A 16,734-nucleotide genomic window follows, 5' to 3' on the forward strand; every position below is an offset into this window, starting at 1 on the left:
CAGCATTAGCCAGTGTGTGGTATGTGAGTGATGAAGGTACATTGGGGTTAATGACTGAGTTTTATACTCATTTGAATAATGCTAAGATTAAGGCAGAGGCGCTGAGACAGGCGCAGTTAGCAATGTTGCGAGGAGAGGTAGTTATTGCAGATGGGGAGTTAAGGGGAAGTGCAGCCCGTGGTGCAGTAGTGTTACCGTCGGCGTTAGGCAAGTTTGGCACTCAAGATTTCTCTCATCCTTATTATTGGGCAGGGTTTACTATGATTGGTAGTCCTTGGTAATTAAATTTTGTCAATTTTCTATACCTGGCGAAGAGCATGGACTGATTTTATGCAATTGTCTTCAAGTTATTTGAGACAATAATAGAATAGCATAATACAAATTTGCAAAAAAATGTTACAACTGGAGTTTAGACAAGGGCAAACGCATCTAATTTGTAAGGATTCAGGTGAGAGCGATATAGCTGCCCCTAGGCTCCGCCAACGCTCAAGAATGATTCAGGTATCAGATGTAGGAACCAGAGAAAGAGACGAGTTAAAGTTGGTTCTAACTCATCAATCTGTTTAGAAAGAATTGATTCAACCACCGCTACAGTTACAGGTTATTATATCTTGCCTTAGATAACTTGACTGAGTTTTTTTACTTTTCTAAAGTCCTATTTTCATTTCTGTCATTGCTGAGAGAAAAGAGTAAAAAAAACGTTCGTTTTCTTTACACCTCTAGTTGCAGTTAATTCTGGCTGAAAAAAATTATTGCTGTCTGGTTGCATTTAATTCACAGCGAGGTTGCAGTTAATTCACAGCGAGAAAGCAAATCTAGTTGCAATTAATCCTGGCCGAAAAAGTTCGTTATTGCTGGTCCGGGGGCTTCTTATTGCTGGCCACAACACCTTATGTGTCGGGACGAACTGCGATGGTGGAACCAATACCTTACGTCGGCGTTGGTAGGCAATGGCAATGGGATGTTTAGTTGAAAGTTTGATTGAAGAATAATTTAGTCCGAATGTTATAGCATTCGGACTAAATCACTGCTTTAGCTAAAAAATACTGATACGAAGCAACAATTCCAGTACAGTTTCTTGTTTAGAAATAATATCTGCTCTACCCTCCATACCAGGGAGTATGCGACATTGGCTTTCGTTTTGTGGAAAAAAACTCCTAGAAACCCTAAGAGCGTAACTCTCTGGCTCAATAGTCACTTCGTAAAAAGAATCAACACCACCACTGCCTGAGACAATCACATCTGGTGAAACTCCCACTACTTTACCTCTGAGGATGCCGTAATCTGTATAAGCACAAGCTGTTATTCGCATATCCACGTTTTGACCAACTTCTACCAGACTAATATCCCCCGGTTTCACCCTAGCTTTCACAACCACAGCAGTATCAGAAGGAGCGATTTCAGCAATAGATTCTCCTGTAGCCACAACCTGACCAATATTCCGTAAACCTAACTGGAGAATGACACCAGACTCAGGTGCTGAAATCACTAAATCCTCCTGTTTTCTCTCAACTTCTTCAACCTCTTTTTGGTTGTACTTGATTTGATTCTGTATTTCTACTTGCTGCTGCATCAAAGCTTCTTGCTCCCTATTTAATCTGGCTAACCTAGCTTTACTGGTAGCGCTTTCTTGGGTAACTCTCTCCCTCGCAACTGCTACTTCAGCATCACTAGGATTAAGGGATGTTTGAGCTAGTTGCACTCCAGCACCGGCAACTTCTACTGCCCGTTGCTGCCTTTCTATTGTTTCTGCTTGCGCTTCTAGTAGGGATGTTTGGGAGTTGAGAGCTTGTTGTTCTTGCTCTACTTCTAATTGAGCTTGATTTAATGCTTGTTGCAATTGAGCGCGAGCAACTTCGACTGCCCTTTCTTGTCGGTTGATTGTTTTTGTCTGTGCCAAAATCGCTCCTTTTTGAGCTTCGATCGCTTGTTGTTCCTGCTCCACTGTTAATTTTACTTCATCTAATCTATCTTGAGAAATTGCTCCAGATGCGATTAAGGGCTGATAGCGATTCAATTTGTTAACTGCCAGATTAAAAGCAGCTTCAATAGATTTTAAGGTGGCTGTAGCTGATGTTAAGTCTGCCTTTGCTTTTTGTAATTCTTCCTGGGCTAATTTTAAGTTTGCTGTTTCTTCGACGGTGGTAGAAATATTACATATTGCCTGTTGACTACATGATGCTAAATCTTTTTTATAAGCATCTCTATTAAACTTGGCTGCCTTTAAAGAAGCTTGGATAGATTTTAACTCTGACTCTATTGAATTATACTCGGCACGCGCTTTTTCTAAATCTTCCTCGGCTAATCTCAGATTTGCTTGGGCAACTTCAACTTCTGCTACACTGTTTAATTGCTGGTCTTGATAGTCTCGTTTGGCTTGTCTGAGTTCCGCTTCTGTTAAAGCAAGAGTTCCTTTAGAACGATCGCCTTCTGCTAATATTTCGTTATCTAAACTTCTAATCTGGGCTTTTAGTTGTACGAGTTGCAACTGTAGTTGTTGAATTTTTCCTTGCAACTGCAGTTTTTCGGTCTCAAGACCATTATCGCTGAGGGTAGCGATCGCTTCTCCTTTTGTAACAGTTTTATTTTCACTTACTGCTATATCAGCTACTGTTCCCTCCGTAGGAGCTTGAACTATGCGTAATTCCCCTGTAGGCCGAACTATTGCGGGAGCTTTCACCGTAACGTTGTATTTGGTGAGTGTTGCTATTATCAAGGCAGCAGTACATCCACCCACAAGAAATAGTCCACCACAAGTTGTCCAAATATTGAGATCGGGTAGAAATTCCTGACTGCTGACAGTTGGCAAAGTCGCTTTTCTGGTGTCGTTAAACATAATTTAGTCCTTTATTTCAAGTTGTTCATTTATAGTGGCCTACTTACCCAAAAACCTCTTAAAAAAAACTTTATAGAAATTTTATAAGAATGATAATCATTCTCAAATTTTTATGATACTATTCTTACGGGCTTATTTAATAAAGGAGTAAATTAATGTCCAAAATTGATATCATTCGGGCTTGGAAAGATGAAGAGTATCGCAATAGCCTGAGCGAGGCTGAAAAAGCACAACTACCGGAAAACCCCGCAGGGGTGATCGAATTCGATGATGACGATATGTCATCAATGGCCGGAGGAATGGCTGCCGCACATCCTCACACCAAAACTTGTGAACATTGCTGTCCACCTAAGGATGCATTGAGTGTAGAGATGATGCCGGGTAGCTAGGGTAGGTTTTCTAATTTTACGTTAATATTAGGTTTTCTAATTTTACGTTAATATCAAGTAACATTAATTAACGGCAATCTAGGGACGTTCCATTGAACGTCCCTACCAGGTTGGGTAAAGATTGTTTATTACATGATATAACTCCCTCTACTATCAACTTTGTTTGTAGTAGGGGGTATAATTGAGGTGTCAAAAAAAACTCAACACGATTTAGCTGCACCAAAGAAGGTGTCTACTTATATATTTGCCCAAAGCTATTAGTCAATAAATATCATTATAGTAGCGTCTCTAGGTTAAAAATGTGGGTAAGGAGCGAGCAACCCGGAAGACCTCTCCCCCGACCCCTATCCTGCAAGGAGAAGGGGGAAGTCTTCTCCCCCTTCCCTTGCAGGGAAGGGGGTTGGGGGGTTAGGTTTTACCCGCAATTTTAGTCTAGAAGTCCTAATAGTGGGAGTACATCGGGTAAAAAGCTAGCTGGTTTTCACCTACTTTTCACCGCTTCAATTTCTTCCTTCTTCAAGCCCTAATAAAGAAATTCTCCCCACTCAGTTCAGGCTGGTTTTCGAGAATCGCAAATTGAGCACCGCTGCCAAAACCAGAATCACTACCATTGGCGTTATAAAACAAATTACCGTTATTCGAGTTATAGACGATCGCTGCCTCAGAACTTTCCGCAGCAGCATCGGTTGTCACGGTATCAAATACATCATCAATGCTGGCCTCACTCTCAATAGCAGTAAAAGTACCCCTGTCAAGAAGAATCAAATCTCGCTCTATATTTAAATCAGTGATGGTATCCACACCAATATCCTCTGTGGCAAATTCCTGATTTGTATTAAATATGAAACGGTCTATGCTTGCTCCACCTGTGAGAGTGTCGTCTCCCTCGCCACCATTTAACCGATCGCGACCGATACCACCAAGTAGGATGTCGTCCCCACTTCCACCAAATAAATGGTCATTCCCAGGACGGCCTTGAAGATTATCGTCTCCTCTCTTACCAAAAATTCTGTCATTGCCACCACCTCCGACTAGAGTATCTGCAACTGCACTACCCACCAGCCTGTCATCTTGCCCACTGCCATTAACTGCTCCATAAATAGTGGATGTAAAGCCAAACAGGTTTTCTTCACTGTCAGAAGCAATCAATTCTAAAGTGCCATTGAAACCACCACCTGTTTCTGCATCTAGTTGCACTGCTAATTCCAGCGTGTTTTCTGGTGCGAGATTGAAGTTATTTGGCAGTGGCTCAACTGGGCTAAAACCATCGGGCAAATTTAAGTCCGTCAGAATCAGAGGGCGATCGCCAGTATTAGCTATAGTCAAAGTCTTGCTTGTGGGAGTCCCCACTCTCGTACTGTCAAAATCTAATCTGACAGTGACATCAATAATATTTGTATCCCCATCTAAAATTTCAATTTCGGCTCCAGTTTCTACCGCACGGAACCCCAGAGTATTACCTTCTTGGTCGCTGTAATCACCAATAATCACCCCCTCATCATTCATATCCGTCGAGAAGGTACTCGTCGCTCCAGGAAAATTAATCCCTTCAAATTCGCCATTTTCCCAGATGAAGCCATTAACAAATTCTTCGGTTTCGTCGGAAATTAACCAACCAATAATACTATCATTATTATTGATACTGCGGGGGCTAGTAAACCTGGCTCCGGGAAAGTCTAGTTCTTCGATAATATTGCCATTTTCCCAAATAAATCCAGAGTTTGTAACATCGGGAATCCGAAATTGTCCAACTACTTTTCCTGCATCATTAATATCCCAAGCAATAGTTCGGTCTGAAGCTTCAATGTCTAAGTTTGTGACATTCAAATCCTCTCCCTCTAGTAAAAAGGAAGTTCCCCCAGCAAAGTCGGGAAGTAAGTAAAATCCTGAAATTTGCCCGTTACTATTGATTCCGGTAAGTTCGACGCTGCGTTCAGGAAATTGGGGAAAAGGATTGACGATCGTAAAATCAGTGCCATTGTAAATATAGCCTTGGGCTACCCCGTCTGGCTCAAAGTCTGGAGTTGTAAAAAACGAGCCTACTACCTGACCGTTATCATCCAAACCCCACACTAAGGTAGAGCCAGCATTAGGAGGAGCAAAAAATTCTACCTCCCCGTCTGGCTCTAACAAAAAGCCGAGGTCATCAAAGTGTCCTGCGATTTGCCCTGCATTGTTAATCGCAGTTACACTTGGGATAGAGGCATTTGGCACTTCAAAACTTTGATAGGCAAGGGCCATTAAAATTCACTCCTTTAGTTGTGTTTTTTCACTTTTGCTACATAGCACAGCCACATATGAGAATGTCAGCTAAAAGTTTTTCTGGAACTTAGTTTCGTGACTTTCTCAGTAGCGGATATTTGCCATATTTTTGAGAATGGTTATCATTCTATATTAAGATTGAAAAAATTAACACTACCTCAGAAAAATTTTATTATTGGTGGCTATGAATCAAAAATGCTTGAGTGAAACTGCTTGGTATCAAGCTCTCACCTTGACCGAACGAATTGGCCTTATGGAAGGCCAAAACTTGAATCCAGAAAATTTTGATGCAGAACTAGCAGAGCGTAGAATTAAAAAATGGCGTTCCCAGACCCCTTTTATTTCCGACAGCTATTACCAACAACGACTGGCAACAGATGGCATTACTTCCCAGGAGTTTCGCTACCTATTGGGGGAAGGAAAGGAGGTAATAAAGGAACGTTTTATGTTTCTTAGGGAATCAGCTACTTATGCCAACTGGTGGAGGAAACTGGAGAAAGGTTTTTCTCGGAGTCAACCGCCTAAAATCAAAGTCATTCCTCCTAGTGAGTTACCATCTGGTCAAGAGTCGAATGGTTTTTTGTATGCAATCGAACCATTGGTTAGTCAAGGAATTTCCAGTCTAGAAGCAGGTATCGAAACCTTAGTCAACAAATACCAGGAAAATAAGCCACTCCCTTTTGACTCCAATACAGCTAAAGCCATCCTATTTAAGCATCTCCCAGAAAAATTACTCCAGATTTTGAGCCAGACAATGGTGCTAGAATTGAATGTAGCCCGTCTCCAAGAGCTGCTATCGGGAGATACCCCCAGAGAAAGATTCTTGAGCTTTTTAGACAGGATTTACCAAAAAGATGTTATGGTAGCTATCTTAGTAGAGTATCCTGTTTTAGCCAGACAATTAATTGTTACTATCGATCGCTGGGTATGCTTTAGCCTAGAATTTCTCGGACATCTGTGTGCTGACTGGGAAGCAATTTGTAGCGAATTTAGCAGCGAAAAGTCTCCAGGCGTGCTAAAGGATGTAAAAGTCAATGCTGGAGACACCCATCGGGGCGGTTGTTCGGTAATTATAGTCAAATTTAGCTCTGGGTTTCAGATAGTTTATAAACCTAAATCCCTAGCAGTAGACGTGCATTTTCAACAACTGCTACTCTGGCTGAACGAAAGGGGAGACCATCCTCCATTTCAGACCCTAAAAATTATCGATCGCGGAACTTATGGATGGGTAGAATTTGTGAATTTTCAGAGCTGTCACTCCCAACAAGAAGTGTGGCGTTTTTATCAAAGAATAGGGGGATATTTGGCTTTGCTCTACGCTCTGGAAGCGACAGATTTTCACTCGGAGAATATTATCGCTGCCGGAGAACAACCCATTCCCATCGACCTCGAATCCCTTTTTCATCCCCGTTATAAAGTGACAAATGCAGAACCCTCAGTCATTCTCGCCAGAGAAGAGATGACTTACTCGGTGTTGCGAGCGGGATTATTACCTGAACGTCTTTGGGCAAATTCTGATTCTGTAGGAGTAGACATGAGTGGTATCGGTGCGACTCCAGGTCAGATGACGCCAAGGCCAGTCAGGTCTTGGGGGGGAGTGGCAACAGATGAGATGCGAGTAGTCCGGGAGCAAAAGGCTCTGGAAAATTCTCAGAATAGACCGTACTTAAATGATTCTGAGGTAAATGTTTTAGACTATTCAGAAGCAATAATTGCTGGATTTACTTCTGTTTATGAATGTTTAGTAAAATATAGAGATGAATTGCTATCAGATGCAGGATTTTTAACCCGTTTCGTCGAAGATGAAGTGCGGGCAGTTTTGCGTCCGACTCAGATTTATGCTTTATTACTAGGAGAGAGTTTCCATCCCGATGTGTTGCGTAATGCTCTAGAACGCGATCGCTTATTTGATCGCCTGTGGATCGACGTTCAGTATCGCCCAGAGCTGGCTAAAGTCATTGCTGCCGAACAGAGAGATTTGTGGCAGGGCGACATCCCCATGTTTACTACTCGTGCTAACTCTAGAGATTTAGTTGGTAGCGATAAACATTTGTACCAAGATTTTTTTGAGGAATCTGGTATAGAATTAGTGAAAAAACGCCTACAGAAGTTAGATGAAAGAGATTTAGAGCGACAAATATGGTTCATTCGTGGTTCTCTCTCTACCCTAGAACTGGCAACTGAATTTGGGGGTTGGAAAAGCTATTCTACTTTTACACCACAGATAATCCCAGAAGAGAATAAACGTCACTCACGCTGTCTAGAAATTGCTAAGGCAATTGGCGATCGCTTAGAATTATTAGCTCTAGGGAGTGAGTCTGATGCTACTTGGATAGGAGTGACGCTGTTGGGAGGAAAGCATTGGAGTTTGCAACCTTTAAATTGGAGTCTCTATGACGGTTTATCTGGGGTAATTTTGTTTCTAGCTTATCTGGGAACGGTTACAGCCGAAAAACGCTATACTAACCTTGCCCGATCTGGTTTAAGAACATTGCAAAATCAACTACAGCAAAATGAATCCTTAATTAAATTAATTGGGGGGTTTAGTGGGTGGGGAGGAATCATTTATACTTTGACTCATCTGGGGGTATTGTGGCAGCAACCGGAGTTATTAGAAGAGGCGGTTGGTTTAGTTAGTTTCATCAAAGCTAATATTTCCCAAGACAAGGAACTGGATCTTATTGATGGTGCTGCTGGATGTATTGCTAGTCTGCTCGCTCTCTATGCTTGCTTTCCCTCTGATACTGTTATCGCTGCTGCTATTGAATGTGGCGATCGCCTACTGGCAGAGTTTCAACAACAGGAAAATAGCTGTTGGTTGTTTCCAGAAGAAAGAGATCGCCAGGGATTCGCTCATGGTATTCCTGGGATAGCTTGGGCTTTATTGGAATTAGGAAATATTACTAATGAAAAGCGGTTTCGGGAAGTTGCTGTGGCTGTTGCTAACTCTTTGGCATTAAACACTCAGAAACAAGAAGACGAGCTTGTTATCTGGTGTAATAGTGTTCCTGGAGTCGGATTAGCAAATTTGCGTTTTATCCAAAATGGAGAGGGTGGGCAAATACTGGCAGAAGTTAAGGATGCGATTGAGATTGTTCTCAAAAGAGGATTTGGTTTAAATCATTGTCTCTGTCACGGTGACTTGGGGAATCTAGAATTTGTGCTGCAAGCTCGCGACATCCTGAATGTTCATCAGTGGGATGCTGAAATAGATCGAATTGCTGCTATGATTCTTGAGAGTATTGATAAATATGGCTGGCTCTGTGGAGTACCATTAGGAGTGGAAACTCCTGGTCTGATGACTGGAATAGCAGGTATTGGCTACGGACTATTGCGACTCGCCGAACCACAGCGAATTCCTTCCGTATTAACGCTAGAACCTCCTATTCTCAGTTAACAGTTATCAGTTTCTTCTCTGTTGATTGTTATACTAATTAGTTATTAGTTATCATATCATGTCCTCTGGTATTGTTTGTGTAAAAGGTGAGAAAATATTTACCGTGAGTTTAGGGTTTTTCTGCTCTCAAACCTTCTTCTTCCTTCTTCCTTCTTCCTTCTTCCTTCTTATAGATAAAATATGAAATACCCAGTAGTTTTACAGCATAACGTCGAAGACTGCGGAGCTGCTTGTCTAGCAACCATTGCCAAATATTACGGGCGAATTTTTACGCTCACTCGTACTCGTGAAGCTACGGGAACCGGACAACTGGGAACTACATTACTTAATCTCAAGCAAGGAGCAAAAGTACTTGGTTTTAACGCCAGGGGAGTGAAAGTTACCCTGGAATTAGTTGATAAAAATAGCATCCCTTTACCAGGAATTATTTATTGGAAGGGCAATCACTGGGTTGTTTTGTATGGAAGACGAGGTGAAAAATACGTTATTGCGGACCCATCTGTGGGAATTCGATTTTTAACAAAGGATGAGTTGATTTCAAGCTGGACTAATTGGGCAATGCTCTTAGTGGAACCGCGCCCAGATTTTTATCAAAACCCAGACGATAGGGATAAAGTTACAGGTTTGTGGCATTTACTAGGGCGTATCTGGAGCTATCGCGCTACTATTGCTCAAGCTTTACTGTTAAACCTGTTTATCGGTATGCTTTCTTTAGCCTCTCCATTTTTAATACAAATCCTGACAGATGACGTACTGATTCGCGGGGATAGGGATATGCTGACCGGAGTAGCGATCGCTGTCTTAGTAATGAATACCATTGCCGTTAGTCTCAGATTTATTCAATCAATGCTCATTGCTCACTTTGCCCAAAGGTTAGAGCTAGATATCATCCTAGAATTTTGCCGAATCATGCTCCAACTTCCCCTATCGTATTACGAAGTGCGTCGTAGTGGGGAAATTGCTAGTCGATTGAGAGATATCCAAGAAATCAACCAACTCATCTCTCTAATTGGAATTACTTTACCGAGCCAATTTTTTGTGGGAGTTATTTCCCTAGGATTAATGTTATTCTACAGTTTGGAACTGACTGTAGTTCCTGTGGCGATCGCTGCCCTAATGACGATAACAGTCCTAGTCTTATTACCCACCATCCGTCAAAAACTTCGGAATTTCTTAGTCTTAGCAGGAGAAAATCAAGGAGTTTTAGTAGAAACATTCAAAGGAGCTTTGGTACTGAAAAGCACTAATTCTGCCCCCTACTTCTGGGAAGAATTCCAAGGTCGCTATGGCAAACAAGCTCGTGTGAGCTACCGCGCTACTCAGACAACGATTGTTAGCAATACGTTTACATATTTCTTTTCTCGGAATGGAGGAATACTCTTACTGTGGTTTGGCAGCACTCTCGTCATCGTTCAAGAATTAACTATCGGGCAACTGCTAGCATTCAACGGCATGAGCGCAAATTTTTTGACTTTAATTATTACTTTATTGAGCTTTATCAGTCCTTTGACTCGCGCTCAACTAGCAACAAAGCGACTTGTGGAAGTTATCGAATCTACACCAGAAAGTCATGACGATCATCAATTGCCAGTTGCTAAAATTACTGATAATGTAGATATTGTTTGTACAAATCTCAATTTTCACCATCCAGGTAGAGTTGATTTACTCAAAAATTTTTCTCTGACGCTTCCTGGTGGAAAAGTTATTGCCCTGATAGGTGAATCTGGTTGTGGTAAAAGCACTCTCGCTAAACTAATTGCTGGCTTGTATCAGGTGAATGGGGGTAATATTCGCATAGGTGTTTATAATCTAGACGATATTGACCTCAGTTGTTGGCGACAACAAGTAGTCTTAGTTCCCCAAAATGCTCATTTTTGGAGTCGAACTATTATTGGTAATTTCCGTCTTGCTTATCCAGAGGCAACATTTGAGGAGATTGTTAAAGCTTGTCAGGTTGCTAAAGCAGACGAGTTTATTACCAGGTTGCCTAATAAGTATCAAACCATATTGGGAGAGTTTGGTGCTAATGTTTCTGGTGGTCAGCAGCAAAGATTGGCTATTGCTAGAGGAATTGTTAGCGACCCACCGATTTTGATTTTGGATGAGTCTACTGCTAATTTAGATCCGGTCAGCGAAGCGCAGGTATTAGACAGGTTGTTGTCTCATCGGCAGGGTAAAACTACGATTTTAATTAGTCATCGCCCGAAAGTGATTAGTCGGGCGGATTGGATTGTGTTTTTGGAAAATGGTAAGTTGAAGTTGGAAGGTACTCCTGAAGATTTGCTCTCTAAGTCTGGAGAGCATTTAGATTTTCTGATTCCATAGGAACTGACTACTTGCCCTTCTGCCTTCTATCTTTCTTGCTCTATAACAAAATTCCTGCAATACAAGCAGTCATAAAACAAGCAATAGATCCACCAATCATTGCCCTAACTCCCAATTTTGCTAGATCGTGCTGTCGTGATGGTGCAATAGCACTAATTCCACCTATCTGTATGGCAATGGAACCAATATGAGAAAACCCACATAAAGCATAAGTAGCAATAATTTGCGATCGCTCGGAAATGACATTTACTGTTTCGCCTTTTTGAGCATTTTCAATCAGTGTCTTTAAATCTAAATAAGCAATAAATTCATTCAAAATCGTTTTCTTTCCGAGCAAAACCCCCACTTGACCACAGTCTGCCCAAGGTACTCCCATCAACCAAGCAACAGGTGCAAATAAGAAGGAAAAAATCCATTCCAAGGATAATTGAGGCAACCCCACACCAGCACCTATCCATCCCAATAGTCCATTTACCATTGCAATTAACCCTATAAAAGCAATCAACATTGCTCCCACATTGACTGCTAATTTTACTCCTTCTTTAGCACCTACTGTTGCTGCATCAATAACATTGGCATAAGTTTGCTTGACTTCTACCTTGACTGTTCCGCCAGTTGGAGACTCTTCTGTTTCTGGAAACAATATTTTTGATATTGCCAATGCTGCGGGTGCTGACATTACGGAGGCAGCAATCAAATGTTCAGCAGGAACTCCAAAAGAAATATAAGCTGCCAATACTCCTCCAGCAACTGTAGCAAAACCACCTGTCATCACCGCGTGTAATTCTGAAAGAGTCATAGTTTCCACATAAGGTTTAATTAACAAGGGTGCTTCAGTCGATCCCACAAAAATATTAGCGGAACAAGCGAGAGATTCGGCGCCGGAAGTTTTCATCGTTTTCAGCATTATCCATGCAAATGCTTTAACTACCTGTTGCAAAATTCCATAGTGATACAAAATAGTAATTAATGAAGAGAAAAATATAATTGTTGGTAGTATCTGGAAGGCAAAAAAGTGGTCAATATAATTTTCCCCAAAGACAAATTTTGCTCCTGTATCGGAAAATTTCAGTAACTCACTAACTACATCGGCGATAAATTTAAACACTGCTAAACCTGTTTTACTTTTTAAAATTAGCAATGCAAATAATAGTTGCAAACCTATTCCCCAGAAAACAGGTTGCCACTTAATTTTGTTTCTTTTTGCAGATAAAAGAATAGCTAAACCCACAAAAACTATTAATCCTAGTGCTGATATTAATCTTTCCAAAATTAATTATATTTCCTTGAATTGATTGTACCAAAACAACCTACTAAACCTATTAGATTATGGTTTGGTTTCACTCCATAATTATATACCTTCTTAAAGACTTTTTTAGCCAATATTATTTGAGTTAATATAATGATTAATAAGTTCGGTAAGAATAATATAAGTCTGAAGATCGATTTGACTTGATAATAACATTTTTTGATACTTATTCTCTGATTGCTCCAACTTATCTTTCATGTATGCTGGGGATATTGCATTATTTTTACACTCAGCAATCAATTCTATTGTCTCTTGAATATTTTTTTGGTGTTGTTTTGCTTGTATAGTTTGGTATTTTTCAACTACAACTTGCGTCATATCTTCCAGCTTTTGATAAACTTCTCTCGGCAAATTTCCTTCAATCAACATTAACCGATGTTGCCGTCTTAATTCTTCCACTTCTTCCAGACCATGATTCGGGTTGGTTTCTATAGCACAAGTAATTTCATTTAGAACTAAACGACTATTTCTAATCAACTTTTGGTTTTTTCTCCGACGCCAAAATCGCAGTAAAAAGCTAGCTATACCTGTAATAATTACACTATATTGTAAGTGTTCATTTTCCTGAAGGTAGCGCACCAAAACTTGTCTAGGATCCCCTTCATTGTAGGCTTCTATGGAACCAGGATGGGGATATAGCAACCCATTGCTTAATAAAGCCTCAACATCATTACTGTAAGCAAGTTCTGGATAAAATAACGAGTATTGTCGAGATGATGAGATAATTGACCAGGTTAAAAGAGCAATTTTTTCTTTACTGATATCAGGGCGAGTTACTAAAGCAATGGCAGTAGAAATCGTAGGTATGTCTTCTTCAGGCATTGGCAATAAAGGCATATAAATACCCTTGGGAATAGTTCTCTCGCTGTATGATTCGGGAAATTTAATGGCTAAAAAGTTACTAAAAGAACTTGTGAAGGGAACTAACTTGAGGGTAGAAGGTTTTCCTAGTTCAGCTTGCAGTTTTTTACTGCCTCCGAGTGGACTTAGATAAATTACAGCATCTATTTCTTGTTGTTCTAGTTTCTTCAATCCTGCTTCCAAACTAAGTTCTTCTTCAATAACTTTTAAATTGGTAGGATTGAGTAGTCGTTTGATAGTAAAGTAAGTACCGCTACCAGGAATACCAAAAGCAACTCTTTTTCCTTCAAGGTCTTTAAAAGTGTTGATTCCTGAATCAGACAGAGTAATAAAGTGTAAATATTCATAGCCAAGAACCGCTATTGCTTCTACTTTTCCTGCTTTCATAGCTTCGGCAGCTACGTCTAATTGAACTAAAGCTAGGTCTGTTTTTTGATTGAGTAGCCGTTGTAGGTTTTCCTGTGAACCTTTGGAATTATAGTTATCAATAGGCATATTCCCAATATCACGAGCTGAATTTATTATTTTTTGGCTGATAGGCTCAAAATCTCGACCAACTGGACCACTGGATAGGATGAGGGTATCGTATTGGGGGGTACAGCTAGTTACAGCGATCGCTCCTAATAATATTCCTCCTATTCCTATTAATTTACTGGGTCGTTTTTTTTGGTATTTCATATATATAGATATAGAGTTGTTGGGAATTAAGCTAAAAAAATGGCTAAAACTATTATCATTCAAAGCTTATAGCTTTTTTGATAGAAAAAATTATAAAAGCTTTATACAGTAAGCTTTTGAGCATTTTAAATTTTTTATTTCCCAACAACTCTAATAAACATTTTCAAAATAAAAATTACTGAACCTATTAGATTATTGTTGGGTTTCACTCCATACCACTACGCGGAAGCAAACTATAAACCAATCTACACCTAACATATAGCAACTAATCATTTAAGTAGATAATATATAAATAGATTTTAAAGATAGTCCAGTATTCATTAATGGATAATGGATAATGGATAATGGATAATTACCTCTAGTTGAAACCGTTCTTGATTGAATACAAGGAAATACCCTAGCACTTTTCTCTTGGTCGATTGGATATGGCGAGGTTTCCTCGCCATCCCATCCTGACGGACTGCTCCGCAAACGACCGCTGTCTTGGTCGATTGGATATGGCGAGGAGACCTCGCCATCCCTCGAGCGCTTTTTCCCCTTGAAAGGGGAGGCAGAGTAAGCTGAATTATTTAATTAATAATTAATAATTATTCGGTAACACACTGGGTATCCAAAATTTTTAGGTTAGTTAGGCCACAAAAAAATATTGTTAACTAACAGCTCAAAACTGATAACTGATAACTGATAACTGAAAGAACTATGTCCTTACCTATTGTAGCTATTATTGGCAGGCCAAATGTGGGGAAGTCCACAATTGTCAATCGCTTGGCCGAAAGTAAAGATGCCATTGTCCACGATGAACCAGGAATAACTCGCGATCGCACCTATCGTAACGCATATTGGCAAGACCGAGAGTTTCAAGTTGTAGATACGGGAGGTTTAGTATTTGATGATAATACAGAATTTTTGCCCCTAATCCGCGAACAAGCTATGGCCGCTCTAGCAGAAGCAAGCGTGGCAATTTTTGTGGTAGATGGACAAACGGGTATTACTGGAGGAGATGAAGAAATTGCCCAATGGTTACGTCAACAACCTGTTCCGACTCTCCTAGCAGTAAATAAATGCGAATCTATCACAGAAGGACTGAGCCAAGCTGCTATGTTTTGGGAATTAGGTTTAGGAGAACCTTATCCCATTTCTGGTATTCATGGTAATGGTACTGGTGAATTATTGGATGATTTAATTACCTATTTACCAGTAGCAGAAATTCCTGAAACTAATGAAGTTAAAATAGCAATTGTTGGTCGTCCGAATGTGGGTAAATCGAGTTTATTAAACGCATTTATTGGAGAAAAACGGGCAATTGTTAGTCCTATTTCTGGTACGACAAGAGATGCTATTGATACTGTGGTAGAACGGAATGGAAAAACTTACCGTTTGATTGATACTGCTGGAATTAGAAAGAAGAAAAATGTGGAATATGGGGCAGAATTTTTTGGGATTAATCGAGCTTTTAAAGCTATTCGTCGTGCGGAAGTTGTTCTGTTTGTAATTGATGCTTTAGATGGAGTAACAGAACAAGACCAAAAATTAGCAAATCGGATTATTGAAGATGGTAGAGCTTGCGTTATTGTGGTGAATAAATGGGATGCTGTCGAAAAAGATACTTATACTATTTATACTTACGAACAGGAAGTAAAATCGCGACTATATTTTATGGAATGGGCAGAGATGATTTTTGTTAGTGCATTAACTGGAAAACGAGTAGAAAAAATTATAGATTTGATTGATAATGCAGCCAATGAATATCAACGTCGAGTCACAACTTCTGTAATTAATGAAGTATTAGAAGAAGCAATTAGTTGGAATTCTCCGCCGACTAGCCGTCAAGGCCGTCAAGGTAAAATTTATTATGGAACTCAAGTAACAAGTAAACCACCAACAATGGCATTATTTGTCAACGATCCTAAACGTTTTCCTGAAAATTATCGGCGTTATATTCAAGGTCAATTTCGTCAACATTTAGGATTTACAGGTACGCCAATAAGATTACTTTGGCGTGGTAAAAAAGCTAGAGAAGTAGAACAAAATACTGTTAATAGAGCAACCCGTGTTTAATCAGTTATCAGTTATTACCTTTTTTGTAAGTATTCAGCAGTCATTATTCAGCTATCAATTTCATTATCTTGAGAGAAGGAATTGGTATCTTCGTAATTTAAAAGAATTAAAAGTATGGGTGAAAACTAATGCTTGCTTCATTTATTAAAAAGTTGACAGCTGATAGCTAATAGCTGAATGCTTACCCTTCTTCAGTACCGTGAGATTATAGTGGGTAAGCAGTTAAAATCATCATTCCCCAAATAACTCCCAAACGAAATTTAGTTCCACTATGTATTTTAAACTGAGCAGATATTAATAACTGATGTAATTCATTTTGGGTATAACATTGTTGATGAGCAGAATCAAAAATTTGTAACAACCAGTCGCAGATTTTACAAAAAAAATAATCTTTATTCCAGTCAAGAATTATTACTTTGCCATTAGGTTTTACAAGAATTAGCACATACAACTACATCAAAAGAATGACTGCTAAATGGTAGTGAATTAACCGAAGCTTGTTGAAACTCGACATTAGAAACAGCATCATGTTTTTTTCTAGCTAAATCTAACATCTTTTCAGATATATCAATTCCTACAATTTTCTGTGTCGGATTTTTTTCGAGCAATAGTCTTTCAA

The 16,734-nt window shown here is 39.8% G+C and carries 11 protein-coding genes; 5 read left to right on the forward strand and 6 right to left on the reverse strand.

Annotation, left to right across the window (positions count from 1 at the left end; genetic code table 11):
* A partial coding sequence (locus ACP6PL_RS26135; protein WP_426548261.1) for a CHAT domain-containing protein occupies positions 1-281 on the forward strand: 281 nt, incomplete at its 5' end.
* Between the two features lie 755 nt (positions 282-1,036).
* Here ACP6PL_RS26135 and ACP6PL_RS26140 read toward each other — a convergent pair.
* Positions 1,037-2,836, reverse strand: a complete 1,800-nt coding sequence (locus ACP6PL_RS26140) for a beta-barrel domain-containing protein (protein WP_426548262.1) — start codon at positions 2,834-2,836, stop codon at positions 1,037-1,039.
* Between the two features lie 155 nt (positions 2,837-2,991).
* On the opposite strand from ACP6PL_RS26140, the gene ACP6PL_RS26145 reads away from it, so the two are divergent.
* Entirely contained in the window at positions 2,992-3,225 is a 234-nt protein-coding gene (locus ACP6PL_RS26145) for a mersacidin/lichenicidin family type 2 lantibiotic (RefSeq protein ID WP_426548263.1), read from the forward strand.
* Between the two features lie 516 nt (positions 3,226-3,741).
* Here ACP6PL_RS26145 and ACP6PL_RS26150 read toward each other — a convergent pair.
* The gene (locus ACP6PL_RS26150; RefSeq protein WP_426548264.1) at positions 3,742-5,466 is read right to left on the reverse strand and encodes an Ig-like domain-containing protein; all 1,725 of its coding nucleotides are present in this window, start codon (positions 5,464-5,466) and stop codon (positions 3,742-3,744) included.
* Positions 5,467-5,671: 205 nt separating this feature from the next.
* Between ACP6PL_RS26150 and ACP6PL_RS26155 the strand changes: the two genes are divergently transcribed.
* Together ACP6PL_RS26155 and ACP6PL_RS26160 are read left to right on the forward strand one after the other, a co-directional pair.
* A complete protein-coding gene (locus ACP6PL_RS26155; protein WP_426548265.1) occupies positions 5,672-8,884 on the forward strand; it encodes a type 2 lanthipeptide synthetase LanM family protein in 3,213 nt (1,070 codons plus the stop codon).
* A gap of 180 nt (positions 8,885-9,064) precedes the next feature.
* A complete protein-coding gene (locus ACP6PL_RS26160) occupies positions 9,065-11,209 on the forward strand; it encodes a peptidase domain-containing ABC transporter (RefSeq protein WP_426548266.1) in 2,145 nt (714 codons plus the stop codon).
* Positions 11,210-11,249: 40 nt separating this feature from the next.
* Here ACP6PL_RS26160 and ACP6PL_RS26165 read toward each other — a convergent pair whose 3' ends face one another.
* Together ACP6PL_RS26165 and ACP6PL_RS26170 are read right to left on the reverse strand one after the other, a co-directional pair.
* The gene (locus tag ACP6PL_RS26165; RefSeq protein ID WP_426548267.1) at positions 11,250-12,479 is read right to left on the reverse strand and encodes a NupC/NupG family nucleoside CNT transporter; all 1,230 of its coding nucleotides are present in this window, start codon (positions 12,477-12,479) and stop codon (positions 11,250-11,252) included.
* Positions 12,480-12,584: 105 nt separating this feature from the next.
* Entirely contained in the window at positions 12,585-14,057 is a 1,473-nt protein-coding gene (locus ACP6PL_RS26170) for a TAXI family TRAP transporter solute-binding subunit (protein WP_426548268.1), read from the reverse strand.
* Between the two features lie 699 nt (positions 14,058-14,756).
* Here ACP6PL_RS26170 and der point away from each other — a divergent pair.
* On the forward strand, positions 14,757-16,115 hold the full coding sequence (gene der, locus ACP6PL_RS26175) for a ribosome biogenesis GTPase Der (RefSeq protein WP_426548269.1): 1,359 nt from the start codon (positions 14,757-14,759) through the stop codon (positions 16,113-16,115).
* Positions 16,116-16,320: 205 nt separating this feature from the next.
* Here der and ACP6PL_RS26180 read toward each other — a convergent pair whose 3' ends face one another.
* Positions 16,321-16,560 (reverse strand): hypothetical protein, encoded by a 240-nt coding sequence (locus ACP6PL_RS26180; protein ID WP_426548270.1) that lies wholly within the window; start codon positions 16,558-16,560, stop codon positions 16,321-16,323.
* Complete coding sequence (locus ACP6PL_RS26185; protein ID WP_426548271.1) at positions 16,538-16,723, reverse strand: class I SAM-dependent methyltransferase; 186 nt, start codon at positions 16,721-16,723, stop codon at positions 16,538-16,540. The genes ACP6PL_RS26180 and ACP6PL_RS26185 overlap by 23 nt, the downstream gene beginning before the upstream one ends.
* Between the last annotated feature and the right edge of the window lie 11 nt (positions 16,724-16,734).

The organism is Dapis purpurea BLCC-M126 (genome assembly GCF_050015975.1).
GTDB lineage: Bacteria > Cyanobacteriota > Cyanobacteriia > Cyanobacteriales > Microcoleaceae > Trichodesmium.

Bases quoted from the DNA above. Each gene is read 5' to 3' on its own strand.
- ACP6PL_RS26155 (WP_426548265.1), top strand. From the start codon at position 5,672: ATGAATCAAAAATGCTTGAGTGAAACTGCTTGGTATCAAGCTCTCACC.
- der (WP_426548269.1), top strand. From the start codon at position 14,757: ATGTCCTTACCTATTGTAGCTATTATTGGCAGGCCAAATGTGGGGAAG.
- ACP6PL_RS26170 (WP_426548268.1), bottom strand. From the start codon at position 14,057: ATGAAATACCAAAAAAAACGACCCAGTAAATTAATAGGAATAGGAGGA.
- ACP6PL_RS26145 (WP_426548263.1), top strand. From the start codon at position 2,992: ATGTCCAAAATTGATATCATTCGGGCTTGGAAAGATGAAGAGTATCGC.
- ACP6PL_RS26150 (WP_426548264.1), bottom strand. From the start codon at position 5,466: ATGGCCCTTGCCTATCAAAGTTTTGAAGTGCCAAATGCCTCTATCCCA.
- ACP6PL_RS26140 (WP_426548262.1), bottom strand. From the start codon at position 2,836: ATGTTTAACGACACCAGAAAAGCGACTTTGCCAACTGTCAGCAGTCAG.
- ACP6PL_RS26160 (WP_426548266.1), top strand. From the start codon at position 9,065: ATGAAATACCCAGTAGTTTTACAGCATAACGTCGAAGACTGCGGAGCT.